The sequence below is a fragment of the Paenibacillus sp. NRS-1760 genome (genome assembly GCF_050467785.1).
Classification (GTDB): Bacteria; Bacillota; Bacilli; order Paenibacillales; family Paenibacillaceae; genus Pristimantibacillus.
In genome coordinates, this window is sequence record NZ_JBITPK010000009.1 from 19168 (window position 1) to 33750 (window position 14583).

The following is a 14583-nucleotide window of genomic DNA, read 5'->3' on the forward strand; positions in this document are numbered from 1 at the left end:
ATTACAAGAAACCATGCAGCTTCGCATAATTTCCCCAGTGCGGCTGTCTGCCATCGACGTCGGTTATGCCGAACTCATCAGACAGCTGCCAGCTCGGGAATACTTGTCCGGATCTTTCAAGCAAATCGCTGCTTGCTGCAAGAGCTGCGATTCCACGTCCGACAAAATATGGCGTTTCCGATTGGCTGAAATGCTCGGCGTCTGGCTTGCCGCCATGCACAGCATCAAGCCACGTTTCTTCCGTTACTTCAAAATGCTCCAGCATTTCCTCGGAGCGAAGGAAGCCGGGAGTTACAGCAACAGCCGTTACATCATGGGGCTTAAGGTCAGCTGCCATTGCCGCGGCAAGATGAATAGGTGAAATTTTGGCCAAGCTATAAAACAAACTTCCGCGATAACGGTAATCGATTCCGTCAGTGACTTCAATGATTAGTCCCTTTCTCCGTTTCACCAGCAATGGAGCACCATAATGACTCGTAATGAGATGAGCTTTTACGGCACGCTCTTGCATTAACAGGCCCTTGCTTAACGAATGCTCCCAAAACGGCTTTCCCCATTCCGTTAATTTTTCTCCTCCCCAAATGTTATTGACCAGCACATCCAGTTGTCCATTTTGCTCCTTGTTGATTTTCTCGAACAAAGCCTGAACGTCCGCTTCAACTGTATGGTCCACTCTAACCGGGATGCCCACGCCTCCTCGTGCAGTGACCAATTCGGCTGTTTCTTCAATCGTTTCCGCTCTGTTCAAATCGGAGGCTTGGCCGCGAATGCTTCTTCCTGTGCAGTAAACGGTGGCTCCTGCTTCTCCAAGACTTACTGCAATACCGCGTCCAGCTCCTCGTGTAGCTCCAGCAACGACTGCGATTTTTCCCTCTAATGGTTTCATTGTATCTCTCCATTCCGATTTGTATGGTTTACTCTTTGTCAGTTTAACAAACGATATACGACAGCTACTGTCATATATTCATGCTACAATGAAAAAAACGAATTAGAGCGGAACAGGAGGCCTAGCATATGAGAGCGGGAAGGTTAATTGCCATCCTATTATTGATGCAAAACAGCGGGAAATTGACGTCAAAAGAACTTGCGGAAAAGCTGGAGGTATCCGAGCGTACCATCATTCGTGATATGGAGTCGCTTAGTGAAGCGGGCATTCCGGTTTATGCGGAGAGGGGAGTGCACGGAGGATGGGTTTTATCCGAGGGGTATCGAACTAATCTAACGGGTATGCATGCGGATGAATTAGTGTCTGTTATCGTTGGCAGTCCATCTTCTTTGCTGAGCGATCTAGGAATTGCGAGTCATTATGAAGCGGCTGTTCAAAAAATACTGGCTGCCTCTCCTGCTGAAGTGAGCAAAGGGGCAGCTCTTATGAAGCAAAAGATTCATATTGATGGAGCGGGTTGGCATCAGATGGAAGAGTTAATGCCATTCTTGTCGATTGTGCAGGAAGCCGTTTGGGAAGAACGATTATTGAAGATTCGCTATCATCGCGAGGACGGTATCGCCGAGCGAATCATCTCTCCGCTTGGACTCGTTGCTAAGCGCAACGTTTGGTATTTGATTGGCGAAGTGAACGGGGAGAAACGGACCTACCGAATCTCAAGATTATTGGATGCCCTTATGCTGGAGGAGCGGTTCGAGCGCCCAGCAGACTTTGATCTGGCTCAGTACTGGGAACAGTCCATGGGTGAATTTAAGCAGAGACTGCCGCAATATCCTGCTGTTATTACCTTTCATGATACGGTGCTCTCTCGGCTATCCAAAGAACGATATGTGAAAATCGTAAAAAGCAGCCCTTCACTGAAAACGAGTTGGTCATCGGCGCGAGTTGAATTTCAAGGATTGGAATCGGCGTGCGAAATTATTTTAAGTTATGGTTCACGAATAGAAGCGGTTGAGCCTGCAGAGCTGCGGCAAAAAGTGATAGCAGAGGCAAAAGCTATTTATGCTTTATATGGCGATTTGTAAAAAAAAGAGGATGCTCGAAGTGATCTGGACCAGATATTGCTGATCCACGAGCGATAACGAATGGCGATTCTTTTATGCTGGTCCGATGTCGTTGAGTTCTATGCGGGTGAAGTATATGAATGAGAAATAGAGCAGGTGGGAATAAAAAGAGATAATTACTACTCCGTATGGATCACAGAGGAATCATCTCCTTTTCGCTATTATTATCGTTACATTTGTTTCTTAAGGTGTACGTGGCAGAGCATAATATCCAAATGCAAGATCAAGTAAGGCACTTGCTTCTTGGCGAAGCAGTGGTTTTTGCGAACGGAAGTCAACTGAACCGTCCTCGTTTACTTTTGTATCGGGATCTGCAATGCCTTGGGAAATAAGTGCTTTAATTCCTTCAACAGCCCATGGAGCAGTGTCGTCAGTAAGCTTAATGTCTCGCTCAAGCTTAGCTTGTTTTAAATTTTGAATCATAGTTGCAGCTGTTTGTCTTGTAATGACTGCATTTCTATCAACATCAGGAATACCAGTTATCATTTGCTTCTTGTGACCTTCAATCATATCAGGAAAACTATGCCAGCCATGAGCAATCATAAGGACGTCCATAAACTCGCCTTGTGTCATTGTGCCTCTTGGCTCAAAGTTATTGCCCTCTTTGGCAAATAGGACATCACGCGCATGTAAATTGTTAATGTACGACGAATATGCACTATCATTAGGGACATCATTGAATGCTGGCTTAATATGAACCTTACGCGCATCAGAACCAAAATCAAGACCATTGGGATTTGTATAATAAAAATATTCAATCTGACCCTGATGATCTTTTTTGAAAGCTAATTTGTTGCCTGCTTCATCTTCAAACAACAGTGGGTGAATCATTTTTAACGTGTGTTTGCCACTGGTTCCTGTCTCCATAATGAGGTTGCCATCCCCGTAAGTGAAGTTGGAATTCAAGAAAAAGAATCTTGTGTTCAAATAAGAGCCAACATATTGCTCCGCATCCTTCTCGCTTAGTGGAATGTACTTCGGTTGTTCTACTTCTCTCTCGTCAGGGAAATACTGATCCATAAATGCTTCATATACCTCTAAGCTCATCATCGTATCATTATTATAGGACATGTAGAAGGAAACGTTTTTCTCCGGCAACAGCACAATCAAGGACTGATGACCAGGCAGGTTCCCGCCTTTCAGTACAACATGGTGGCCATTCATAATATCATTGCGATAACCCTCAAACCCGCCAACTGTAGTCATTGGAATTGATTTGTCTGCAAATACTGCGTAGGTTTGCATCTGTTCCGCAGTTTTTTCATTAATGATCTTCTTGCCGTTAACTATTCCCTCCTGCTGAAACATGATCAAATATTTTGCCATATCTTCACCCGTTGACAAAATACTGCCATGTGGGCCATCGGTCGGTGCATGTCCAGATACTGGATGAGGTTTGCCATCCGGTCCATAATGCGTGGCCATTCTACCCAGCAACTCGGGCGTAAATCGAGAGCTTGTAGAATTCATCCCTAACGGTTTAAACACATTATCTTCCATATACTGCGGGTATGATTTACCGCTTACGTTTTGAATCGCATAGCCAGCCAATAAAAAAGCAAAATTGTCATACGTATAAGCTTCGCCAGGTTTTCGAACAACTGTAGGCATATTTTCTGTCATAAAGTCCTTCATCGGAATATCTTGATCGACATATTTAGGGTCTAAAAAGAGGGATTTATCCGGGTAATCAAATCCTGCTGTATAAGTCAACAAATTGTATAACGTAAGCGGAGTATTTGTTTTGTTAGGTACTTTCATTCCCCCGAGATAGTCTTGAATATCTCGATCTAGCTCCATTTTCCCACCTTCTACGAGTTGCAGTGCAGCTAAAGCAGTAAATGTTTTTGAAACAGATGCGATTTGAAACACAGTATCTTTATCTACAGCAATTTCCTTTTCTTTGTCTGCAAAGCCATATCCTTTATTGACGAGCACTTTACCATCTTGAACAACGACAAAATTGGATCCATTCACGTTGTATTTCTCCATCATATTTTCAAATACAGGATCAATAAAGTCCTCAATTTCTTGTGGGTTTAACTTAATATTTGTGCTGACCTCATTCGATATCTGAGATGCGACTGGACTAGTATCTCGATTGGAAACGGGCGCCGTGCAGGCTGTAAATATAGTTGTAAATGAAAGTAAAGCGACGATACTGTCCTTGCGAAATTTGTTATTCACTATTCATTCTCCTTATGTGTTTGTAGTTGGCTAGCGTACAAGTCAAACGGATAACACTGCTTCACGAGTATCACAAAAAGAGTGTCATTCTAACAAGTTACCTTATGTCATCCCTTTCGTTTCCTTGCTTAAGATAAACAATGTTACATGTCATATGACGTTTTGACACTAGGAATAGAGAGGGTTTGACGTTTAAACTGCAGAGGATATAAGGGCATTACAAAACTCTGGAGGTGCATTTCTTTTGAAAAAGCTATTGTTAAACAACCTGCAAAATGTAATCTTTTTGTTCTTTACTTTTATTTCAGGTCTATTTTATTTTTGCTTCTATTTAGTGACTCTAACATTTGGATTAGGTATGTCGTTCACGGTAATTGGGATACCGATATTAACGTTTGTTATGCGTTCAGCACGGAAGTTCGTCCGATATGAACGTACACAAACCAAAATTTATACTGATCTAACAATAGAGTTGGAAGATGTGGAACTACTAGTGGAAGGATCGTTATGGGTTCAAGCTAAGCGAGAGCTTCTAGATCAACGCAACTGGAATGCTATTTTTTGGTTAATGCTAAAGCTGGTCGTAGGCTGGATAAGTCTTTTTTGCGCTGTCATATTATATATTGTGCCGCTTGCCTTTATTGCAGCGCCTTTACTTGTTCCATTCGTGAATATTCAAATAATGTTTATGACGATTGATACGTTGGAACATTCTTTAATCATTATGTTAGCAGGTATTGTACTTATCTTTTTTGGCGCGTGGTTAGGAAAAGGTATCACGCAAGCAATTGGAGGATATACACGATACATGGTTAGGGCGATATCTGGCGATTCTGCGTAAACAGGATGCGTCAGGAGAGTGAATACTCTATACTATTATGTATAATAAGGATGAAGTTTAGGTGAGGTGCTACACATGTTTGATGTAGTCAAACAATGGTTTTGGTATGATTGGATATTGCTTCTATTTCGGATTTTGGCTAGTGTTTCTGTCATGTCCGCAATGGTAGATGAGCAAGCTCAATTAACGATACCGATTTGGGGAATGATAATTTGGCAGATTATCTCATTTTCTATCCCGTGGCTTAGTTTGCTGTTTAACTATAACTATTATCTTGTATCTGAAATGGTACTTTCTGGAGGTATAAGTTTATATTTAAGTATGATCTTCCCTGAAGCTTATACGACTTTTTTGATTCCTGCCTTTATGATCGCAGCCAACAGCGCAAAACAATCTTATCGATGGTCGGCCCCAATTACGGTTCTCGCTATTCCACTTGTCATTAATGCGGCTGCCGCGCACCATGTGTTATTGGATTTGATTATAGATATAGGACTTGCTTATACAATTGGGTTTGCTTTTCATCTACTTGTTGTCAATCATCGGCAGAATGGAATTATTCGTAATCAAAATGCAGTACTAGAGCAGTATATATCTCAAATTGAAAAAGTAACCATAAGCGAAGAACGCAGCCGTCTTATGAAAGACTTGCACGATACGTTAGGCCATTCCTATGCGTCTATCATTATGGGTTTAGAGACGCTTCGAACGGAACTTATGACTAGTGAGGGTCAAACAAAGCTAGAGGCTTTGTTGCGCTTAGCACGCAAAAGTATGGATGAAGGCAGAGGGTTTGTACATCAACTAGAAACACCGCATGATCGATTAACATTGGTTGAAGCTTTGAAGGGACTTGTAGATGAATTTCAATTCAATTCTGACGTTGTCGTCCGTTTTCGAACATTGGGGGAAGAAACAACGATAACTAAACTAGCTCATACTACTCTTTATCGTTGCTTACAAGAATCTTTAACAAACGCTGTACGACATGGTCAAGCTACAGAGCTTGTTGTCCTTCTTCAATTTGAGGAGCAACAAACAAGGCTTGAAGTTCAAGATAACGGTCTTGGGACAGCGGTGTTACAGGATGGATTCGGACTGAGGGCGATGAAAGAACGTGCAAGCAATCTTCAAGGTCAAGTGTCAATCTATTCTGAAGTTGGTGAAGGCACAGTTGTTACGTGTACGTTACCAAGGCAAACGGCACAGCCAAACGAGATGATACGATTGTTAGTAGTTGATGACCAACCTTTCATAAGAGAAAGTCTAAAAACGTTGTTAGAAGGTCAGCGTGATTTGCTTGTCGTTGGAATGGCTGAAGATGGGGTAAAGGCTACAGAATATTGCGAGCAGTTACAGCCGCATGTCGTTCTAATGGATTTGGATATGCCGAATAGAGACGGAATAGAAGCAACTAAGTTGATCAAACAGAATTGGCCAGCTGTCCGCGTTCTTATTCTTACTACTTTTCAGGATAAGGAAAAAGCAAAGGAAGTGCTGAGAAGTGGTGCAGATGGATATTTATTAAAGTCTATGGAGCCACGCGAGCTAGCTGAAACGATACGTCTCGTCTATCGTGGAGGAACGATTATTGCTCCATTTATATCTAATCAATTGTTTGGCGAGTCAGAAGTGATGCTTGAGGAAAGGGGTAGTTCAATCACCGAGCATGATAGTAAGGTTGTAATGGAATCATACGACCTAACAGCCAGAGAACTTGAAATATTACAGCTAGTTGCACAAGGACTTCGTTACAAAACGATAGCTTCAAAACTCTATTTATCCGACGGGACAGTACGCAACTATGCTTCTTCCGCATACCTTAAGTTGGATGTACGTAATCGTGAAGAGGCCGTTCAAAAGGTAGTTGCAGCTGGTTTTCTAAAAGTGAATTGAATGGTTGTTGGTATTTAATAACGGGATCTAATACTAGGGTTAAAAAAGAAGATGGTCGATAAATAGGCGATCTCTGTGCGTCCGTATGGAAGATAGGTGATTTCGGTAAGTAAAACAAGCCCTGGAACACCCTGCTTGAAATCCCTTTGGAGTTTGTTAGGGAAGGTTCGGTGTTCGAGTTTGGCTTTGCCCATGACTTCATCTTGCTTTAGTTCCCTTTTTAGAGGACGTCGAGAACTCTCTTTACGAGAGTCGGCCAATCCAATAATCCCAGCGTTTCATAGGCTTTCTTCCAACAGTTAGCACATTGCTCTACACGTTTTATTCCAATTACCTCTACATTAAATCCGTTTGTCTCAAAGATTTCTCGTTCTTACTCACGAAATCCCTCCGTTACTTACTCCAGTATACAAAAAGGTACCCACAGCCTGAACACCTTTTTTAAAAGTATCCAGTCTATAGGTACCAGTTTAAAGTCGGGCTTCCTCTTTTTTTTGCTTGTATCAATACTTAATGAGGCATTACAATGGCAAATCTCGTTTGCTGAATGTGATGATGCCTGCCATAAAGCCAGCAAGACCGATCAAAAAGAGAATGACCGAGGCTAGTATCGGGTTACCGCCGCCGCTCGCGAGTTCACTCGGCCTATATAATGAAAAGAGGGAGACGAAACGGAGCCATTCTATATTCTCGCTGATTTTGCCGAGCATATCGAATCCGAACATGCCAAACGTAATAACCCCCGAGATGCCTAGTGCTTTCTTCTCGTCGCTGGAGAGAGCAGAAATGAAGAAGGAAATGCCGCCTATTGCGAAGAACAGCATCCATGCGATGACATTCAATAAAATGAAGCGGGAACCGTCAAATTCGTATCGATCACCGATAAACAAGGCATAGCCAATAAAACCAGCAGCTGTCGTAACGATCATAATCAGCAGCAGTCCAGCGACGAGTACACTTGCTTGCGTTGCGGCGATACGCTGTCGAGATGTCGGTGTGGACAGCAGATAAGCCATGGAGCCTTGATCCACCAGCCTTGCCATTAGGCCCGTAGACAGCATGATGCTGAATATAGAGAGCAGAAGAGGCAAAATGAGTCCGTAATACTCTCCAGAGATGAAGGCCTCCATGCTCCCGAAGCCGGCTTGAACGCCAAAAGCATTGACGATTCCCTCGGGCAGAGCCGACATAAGCTCGTTAAGTGCTCCTGTGTTTTGCGCGATGCCGGGATACAGCCAGAACATGAGCAAAATGTAGAAGGCCGAGCCGAAGGCGTAGTTGCTTATTCCTTTAAGATTGATCTTCATCATTTGTTTGAAAAGGGGAGCGTTCATCAGGCGAGCTCCTTCCGGTCATAATAGTGCATGAATACGTCCTCAAGATTTTGTGCGGTGATATCGAGACTGCGAATAGGGTATTTGGCCGTCTCTCGAATCAGCTCGTTATAATTGCCCTGCACGGCGACTGTGACCCGTCTGCCATCGTGTGATTCGATAGGCACTGTGCCCGATAACACGAACAGATGAGCATCTGTGGCTTGCTCGAAAACAATCTCAACCAGCTTGCGCTGCATGGACTGAAGCTCATGTATGTTTTTGACGGTCATCACTTTCCCGTCCTTTATTATGGCGGCGCGGTCGCAGGTTCGCTCGATTTCGGTAAAGCTATGGGAAGACATCAGAAAGGTCGTTCCTTTCGCCTTCTCTTCGAGAACAAGCTCAATAAATGTCTGTTGCATGAGAGGATCGAGACCGGAGGTAGGTTCATCGAGAATGATTAATTCGGGATCATGCATGAATGCGGCGACAATTCCGACTTTTTGCTTCATGCCTTTGGACATCTTCCGAATCGGCGTGTTGACGTCGAATTGCAGCCGTTCGATTAGGCTCCGGCGTTTGGCTGAGCTGTCCACTCTCTGCATAGAGGAGAGAAATTCAAGGAAAGCTTTTCCTGTCATTCCTTCGATAAAAGCGATTTCCCCAGGCAAATAGCCAACAAACTTCTGCACCGTTCCTTGTTTCGCCCAGGTATCGAGTCCCTTTATGGATACGCGTCCATGATCCGGCTTCATAAAACCCATAATGTGACGAATAGTCGTCGATTTGCCTGCACCATTAGGGCCCAAAAAACCGAACACTTCACCTTTGTTTACCGTGAATGACACATCTGTAATGCCGCGGCCATTCCGAAAAAGCTTAGTCAGCCCCTCAACGATTAACATATACCGCTGCACCCCGCATTTGTAATTATGAAATTATTTTATTATTTGATTTCATTATTTATGATAATTTCGTTAGGGTTAGAAGTCAATGGGTTATGAAATATAGATGTGCTATAATTTCATTGAATTAAAATAGACTTGATTGCAGGAGGCAGTATGAACGGTTTCGAGAGAAGGAAGGAATTAATCAAGGAGAAGATTAAGAAGACGGTTTTAGACATGCTCAAGACGTGGGAGCCAAAAAAAATACGAATCGCCGATATTGCAGCGGAAGCTGAAGTATCTCAAGTGACGATTTACAATTATTTCGGCAGTAAGGAAGCACTGCTTAGCGAGGTGTTCAAACAATTTATTGATAAGAGCATTACCGATTTTGAAACATTCATTCAAGGTGATCACTCCTTAAAGGAGATCATTCAATATATCGTTTTTGTAGATAAGGAAGCTTATCGCGCCTTTACTCCTGAATTTTTCACACAGTTCCTGATTGATGACGAAACGAATCAATATATTGAAGAGCTTTATCGAACAAAGGGAATGCCGCTCGTCGTACAATTTGTAGAAGAAGGGAAAAGGAAGGGCGAGATCTCGAAGAAGGTTTCGACTCCGACCATTATCGCTTATATCAATATGCTAAAAGCGCAATCCCACATGTTCCTTGATTTGGCGCAGCAAAGCGAACAAGTAGACGATTTTCTTGATGAGTTTATTCATCTCTTCTTTTATGGTATTTGCAGCTCTGAACCAGAGTCTAATTCGTAGGTCCATGTTATTTGACTATGGGCTTGTATATTCGATACAATTTAGGCTGCAGCATGTTTGTACATAGAGGTATGAATGAAGGGAGAATACGAGATCATGAGTGGATTTGAACATCATTTAGATACGTATGCAGAGTTGATTGTAAAAATTGGAGTGAACGTACAGCAGGGCCAAGAGGTATTCGTTACAGGAGCTGTCGATCAAGCAGCACTCGTTAGACTTGTAGCCGGCAAAGCCTATGAAGCAGGCGCGAGCAACGTCCATGTGGAATGGACTGACGATTCATTGTCCAGATTAAAATATGAGCAAGCAGCAGACGAAGTATTTGCGCGTTACCCCGAATGGGAAACGGCAAAACGCAACTCCTTTGTGGAACGCGGAGCAGCATTTATCTCAATCGTTTCATCAAGCCCAGATTTGCTGAAAGGCATCGATTCAGGACGTATTTCCAGCTTCCAGAAGGCATCTGGCCAAGGCTTGCAGGAGTTCCGCAGAGCTATTCAATCGGATAAGGTGAGCTGGACAGTAGTTGCTGCAGCGAGCAAGCAATGGGCAGCGAAGGTATTCCCGGATGCAGGGGAAGAGGAAGCGGCCCAAAAGCTGTGGACAGCTATTTTTGAATCGGTTCGTTTGCATGCTGAGAACCCTGTCAAAGCGTGGGAAGAGCATAATGCGAACCTTCACAGCAAGGGCGAGACGCTCAACCAGAACCGTTTTCACAAATTGCATTATACGGCTCCTGGCACGGATCTTACGATTGAATTGCCAGAGAAGCATATTTGGGTCGCTGCAGGCAGCACGAACATTAACAACATTCCTTTCATGGCGAATATGCCGACCGAGGAAGTGTTTACAGTTCCGCTAAAAACAGGCGCAAACGGTTATGTATCCAGCACGAAGCCGTTAAGCTATGGCGGCAACATTATCGATCGTTTCAAGCTGACGTTTGAAGCCGGACGTATTGTGAAGGTAGAGGCTGAAGAAGGGCAAGACATCTTGCAGAAGCTCGTAGACATTGATGATGGCGCGCATTACCTAGGCGAGGTTGCGCTCGTTCCGCATGAGTCACCGATTTCACAGTCCAACATCTTGTTCTATAATACGTTGTTTGATGAGAATGCATCTAATCACCTGGCAATCGGCAGCGGTTATGCTTTCAATATTGAGGGCGGCAAGTCGATGTCACCAGAAGAGCTTGCTGAGAATGGCGTAAATGCCAGCATCACGCATAATGATTTTATGATCGGCTCAGCTGAAATGGATATCGATGGCATCACGAAGGATGGAAAGGTTGTCCCTATTTTCCGTAAAGGAAATTGGGCTATTTAATTAGGGTTAGCAAATAAAGAGCTATCTGGGAAGAAGCGAATGCTTCTTCCCGGGTAGCTTCTTTCTGTTTTATGGGTTCTTTTACATAAATAAGACAACTTCCCAGATGGCTATATGACAAATGTCATGCCATCGTATTGACGTTTATGACTACAATGACCTGACAGTTTTCTTTACAATAAAGTTAGAATACTGCGTTAGACGTCCGGGATACTCTCCAAGCGTCATATTGAGGAGGAAAATGCGATGACAGAGCTTAAACATGCTCACTTGAAAAAAGAAGTTGCCCCATTTGAGAAAACGGATTTAAAGTCGAGTATCAGACAGCTTATTAACACCTTAGTGCCACTCGTTCTGCTCTGGTATGCCTCTTACTATAGTCTTTCCATATCGTACTGGCTTACTGCTCCGTTGGTGCTGCTTACTTCTGGTTTCGTCATTCGTACATTCATCATCTTTCATGACTGTTGTCACGGATCGTTTTTCAAAAGCAAAAAAGCAAACGATATCATAGGTACAATTACAGGCGTCATTACGCTTGTCCCTTATAGACAGTGGAAAAATTCACATTCTATCCATCACGCAACAAGCAGCAACCTCGATAAACGGGGCGTTGGCGATTTGTGGATTTTAACAGTGGAAGAATACGCAGCAGCGCCGCTTATGCGCCGGTTTGCATATCGTATGTATCGTCATCCGCTAGTTATGTTTGGACTTGGTCCAATCGGTGTTTTCCTTATTCAATACCGCTTTAATATTAAAGGTGCTAGACGCAAGGAACGGATGAACACTTATTTAACAAATGCTTTGATCGTAGGCTCTTACGCGCTGCTTATCTGGGCAATCGGTTGGCAAGCATTCCTGCTTGTTCAAGGTCCTGTGTTTTTTGTATCGGGTCTGCTCGGCATATGGTTGTTTTATGTACAGCATCAATTTGAGGATTCTTATTTTGAGAATGAAGACGAGTGGAGTTATGTGAAAGCTGCCGTTGACGGAAGTTCTTACTACAAGCTGCCTAAAGTGCTGCAATGGATTACAGGCAACATCGGCTTCCACCACGTTCATCATTTGAGCCCAAAGGTTCCGAACTATAACTTGGAAAAAGCGCATAATGCAACGCCGCCGCTTCACAAAGCGACGACGATTACGATCAGCGAAAGCTTAGAATCGCTCCAGTTCCGTCTTTGGGATGAATCAGACAAAAAATTTGTCAGCTTCAAAGGGATCAAGCATCGTCTTCGTAAAGCAAAAGCATCATCTGAGAAAATAAAAGCGACACAAGCAAGCTTGAAATTTAAATAACTCCATTTAAACATACACCAGAAGCCATGCCCTTACAGGCTGGCTTCTAGTGCATACAGCATCAAGGAAAATAAATACTTGAAATGTTGTATATGCTAAAATGATTATAAAATAATCATCACCATCGTATGGCATGGGATAAAGGATGGACGACCATGAACAAGTGGTATCAGATTTTTCAGAAAAACACAGGTCTAAGCCCATATGTGTGGGTCGTCTTCTGTATTTTGCCTTTTTATTTTATTTTTCGTTCGTCTTCCCCTTATGAAGCCGTATCCGGTATCATCATGATTATTTTGTTTTTTATTTGTTACCGGCTATCGTTTGTGTCTAAGGGCTGGCTAGTGTATTTCTGGACCAGTGTGCAAATTATTATATCGATTGCGATGACCTTATTGTTCAGTTATGTTTATTTTTCGATATTTCTAGCTTTTTTTATCGGACATATTCAGAATCGAGCTGGATTTTTTACTTTGTATACGATTCATATTGTCAGTACGTTCGTAACGGTCAATTACGGATTTGCTACACAGAACACGTTGTTTTTTACACAGTTTCCGTTCATACTCATCAGTCTCATCGTCGTTATTCTGCTTCCCTTCAACACGTACAACAAAAACAAGCAGGGGCAGCTCGAAGGGCAGCTTGAGGACGCGAATAAGCGGATATCGGAACTTGTAAAGCTTGAGGAGAGGCAGCGAATCGCACGTGATTTGCATGATACGCTGGGACAGAAGCTGTCGCTAATCGGTTTGAAGAGCGACCTCGCCGGCAAGCTGATGGTCAAGAACCCAGCGCAAGCCCAAGCGGAAATCAATGATGTTCGCCAGACGGCGAGAACCGCGCTTAAAGAAGTGCGGGAAATGGTTACGCAGATGCGCGGGACGAGAATTGAGGATGAAATGTTTCGGGTAAAGCAGATTTTGAAGGCTGCCGAAATTGAATTCGAGCTCGTGGGAGAATTGAAGCTTGGTACTGCGAATTTGCTCACTGAAAATGTTCTCAGCATGTGTTTGAAGGAAGCGGTAACGAATGTTGTCAAGCACAGCGGAGCAACGACGTGCACCGTAACGATTCAATCATCGCGTACAGAGCTGTTGCTGAAGGTGCAGGACAATGGTGTAGGAATTCCTGAGGAAGCTAGAAACTATGGAGGCCATGGTCTTCAAGGCATGAAGGAGCGTCTTGAGTTCGTGAATGGAAGCCTAGATATCATTTCGAATGATGGAGCGACGCTCATTATTAAAGTGCCAAACGTTATTAAACAAATGTAATGATTAGCTGAAAAGGGGATTGAGGGATAATATGATCAGAATCGTCATTGCCGAGGATCAGCGCATGCTGCTGGGCGCCCTCGCTTCCTTGCTTGACTTGGAAGAGGATATGAAGGTCGTCGGAAGAGCAAGCAATGGAGAACATGCCATAAGTCTTGTGCATGAGCACAAGCCTGATATTTGTATTATGGATATAGAAATGCCGGCCAAGACTGGGCTTGATGCTGCTGAGGAGCTGAAGGGACAGGGCTGCAAAGTCATTATTTTGACGACATTTGCAAGATCCGGTTACTTTGAGCGTGCTCTCAAAGCGGGAGTTAGCGGCTATTTGCTCAAGGACAGCCCAAGCGAGGAGCTTGCAAATTCGATTCGCAGCGTGATGGCTGGACGACGGATCTTCGCATCGGAGCTTGTAGATGAGGCATACGGACAAGAAAATCCGTTAACAGAGCGTGAGAAGGAAGTGCTTGTGCTCGTAGCAGACGGGAAAAACACGAAGGAAATTGCAAGCGAGCTGTTTATTACGACAGGTACCGTTCGCAACTATATATCTGTCATTCTTGATAAGCTTGACGTCAGCAACCGCATCGAGGCAATTACTCGGTTTAAAGAAAAGGGCTGGTTCAAATAATGTACCAGTACAAGAGCACCGAAGTGAAAATATGATGCGTTATTGAGCGGAGTTATTCGATCTCAACGGCGCTTTTTTTGTTTACAAGAGTTAAAGGAACGGGTATTGGAGAGAGTACTAGGGAAGGGAG

The 14583-nt window shown here is 43.5% G+C and carries 12 protein-coding genes; 8 read left to right on the forward strand and 4 right to left on the reverse strand.

What is annotated here, in order from left to right:
* Position 1: 1 nt before the first annotated feature.
* Entirely contained in the window at positions 2-886 is an 885-nt protein-coding gene (locus tag ACIFSR_RS09900; protein ID WP_430057140.1) for an SDR family oxidoreductase, read from the reverse strand.
* A 128-nt stretch (positions 887-1014) separates the two neighbouring features.
* Between ACIFSR_RS09900 and ACIFSR_RS09905 the strand changes: the two genes are divergently transcribed.
* A complete protein-coding gene (locus ACIFSR_RS09905) occupies positions 1015-1971 on the forward strand; it encodes a helix-turn-helix transcriptional regulator (protein ID WP_430057143.1) in 957 nt (318 codons plus the stop codon).
* Between the two features lie 222 nt (positions 1972-2193).
* On the opposite strand, the gene ACIFSR_RS09910 is transcribed toward ACIFSR_RS09905, so the two are convergent.
* Positions 2194-4197: a serine hydrolase gene (locus ACIFSR_RS09910; RefSeq protein WP_430057146.1), complete on the reverse strand. Its 2004-nt coding sequence runs from the start codon at positions 4195-4197 to the stop codon at positions 2194-2196.
* 244 nt (positions 4198-4441) lie between these two features.
* Between ACIFSR_RS09910 and ACIFSR_RS09915 the strand changes: the two genes are divergently transcribed.
* Together ACIFSR_RS09915 and ACIFSR_RS09920 are read left to right on the forward strand one after the other, a co-directional pair.
* Complete coding sequence (locus ACIFSR_RS09915; RefSeq protein ID WP_339207144.1) at positions 4442-5038, forward strand: sensor domain-containing protein; 597 nt, start codon at positions 4442-4444, stop codon at positions 5036-5038.
* 75 nt (positions 5039-5113) lie between these two features.
* Positions 5114-6934, forward strand: a complete 1821-nt coding sequence (locus ACIFSR_RS09920) for a response regulator (protein WP_430057148.1) — start codon at positions 5114-5116, stop codon at positions 6932-6934.
* Positions 6935-7455: 521 nt separating this feature from the next.
* Here ACIFSR_RS09920 and ACIFSR_RS09925 read toward each other — a convergent pair.
* Positions 7456-8268: an ABC transporter permease subunit gene (locus ACIFSR_RS09925; protein WP_430057150.1), complete on the reverse strand. Its 813-nt coding sequence runs from the start codon at positions 8266-8268 to the stop codon at positions 7456-7458.
* Positions 8268-9155 (reverse strand): ABC transporter ATP-binding protein, encoded by an 888-nt coding sequence (locus ACIFSR_RS09930; RefSeq protein ID WP_339207147.1) that lies wholly within the window; start codon positions 9153-9155, stop codon positions 8268-8270. Before ACIFSR_RS09930 ends, ACIFSR_RS09925 begins: the two co-directional genes overlap by 1 nt.
* Before the next feature lie 156 nt (positions 9156-9311).
* On the opposite strand from ACIFSR_RS09930, the gene ACIFSR_RS09935 reads away from it, so the two are divergent.
* The 5 genes from ACIFSR_RS09935 (at position 9312) to ACIFSR_RS09955 (ending at position 14453) form a co-directional block, all read left to right on the forward strand.
* On the forward strand, positions 9312-9917 hold the full coding sequence (locus ACIFSR_RS09935; protein WP_339207148.1) for a TetR/AcrR family transcriptional regulator: 606 nt from the start codon (positions 9312-9314) through the stop codon (positions 9915-9917).
* Positions 9918-10013: 96 nt separating this feature from the next.
* The gene (locus ACIFSR_RS09940) at positions 10014-11246 is read left to right on the forward strand and encodes an aminopeptidase (protein ID WP_339207151.1); all 1233 of its coding nucleotides are present in this window, start codon (positions 10014-10016) and stop codon (positions 11244-11246) included.
* Between the two features lie 246 nt (positions 11247-11492).
* Positions 11493-12548, forward strand: a complete 1056-nt coding sequence (locus tag ACIFSR_RS09945; protein ID WP_339207152.1) for a fatty acid desaturase — start codon at positions 11493-11495, stop codon at positions 12546-12548.
* A gap of 155 nt (positions 12549-12703) precedes the next feature.
* The gene (locus ACIFSR_RS09950; protein WP_339207154.1) at positions 12704-13822 is read left to right on the forward strand and encodes a sensor histidine kinase; all 1119 of its coding nucleotides are present in this window, start codon (positions 12704-12706) and stop codon (positions 13820-13822) included.
* 31 nt (positions 13823-13853) lie between these two features.
* Positions 13854-14453, forward strand: a complete 600-nt coding sequence (locus ACIFSR_RS09955) for a response regulator transcription factor (protein WP_339207155.1) — start codon at positions 13854-13856, stop codon at positions 14451-14453.
* Positions 14454-14583: the final 130 nt, after the last annotated feature.

Bases quoted from the DNA above. Each gene is read 5' to 3' on its own strand.
- ACIFSR_RS09950 (WP_339207154.1), top strand. From the start codon at position 12,704: ATGAACAAGTGGTATCAGATTTTTCAGAAAAACACAGGTCTAAGCCCA.
- ACIFSR_RS09925 (WP_430057150.1), bottom strand. From the start codon at position 8,268: ATGAACGCTCCCCTTTTCAAACAAATGATGAAGATCAATCTTAAAGGA.
- ACIFSR_RS09905 (WP_430057143.1), top strand. From the start codon at position 1,015: ATGAGAGCGGGAAGGTTAATTGCCATCCTATTATTGATGCAAAACAGC.
- ACIFSR_RS09900 (WP_430057140.1), bottom strand. From the start codon at position 886: ATGAAACCATTAGAGGGAAAAATCGCAGTCGTTGCTGGAGCTACACGA.
- ACIFSR_RS09920 (WP_430057148.1), top strand. From the start codon at position 5,114: ATGTTTGATGTAGTCAAACAATGGTTTTGGTATGATTGGATATTGCTT.
- ACIFSR_RS09930 (WP_339207147.1), bottom strand. From the start codon at position 9,155: ATGTTAATCGTTGAGGGGCTGACTAAGCTTTTTCGGAATGGCCGCGGC.
- ACIFSR_RS09945 (WP_339207152.1), top strand. From the start codon at position 11,493: ATGACAGAGCTTAAACATGCTCACTTGAAAAAAGAAGTTGCCCCATTT.
- ACIFSR_RS09955 (WP_339207155.1), top strand. From the start codon at position 13,854: ATGATCAGAATCGTCATTGCCGAGGATCAGCGCATGCTGCTGGGCGCC.
- ACIFSR_RS09940 (WP_339207151.1), top strand. From the start codon at position 10,014: ATGAGTGGATTTGAACATCATTTAGATACGTATGCAGAGTTGATTGTA.
- ACIFSR_RS09935 (WP_339207148.1), top strand. From the start codon at position 9,312: ATGAACGGTTTCGAGAGAAGGAAGGAATTAATCAAGGAGAAGATTAAG.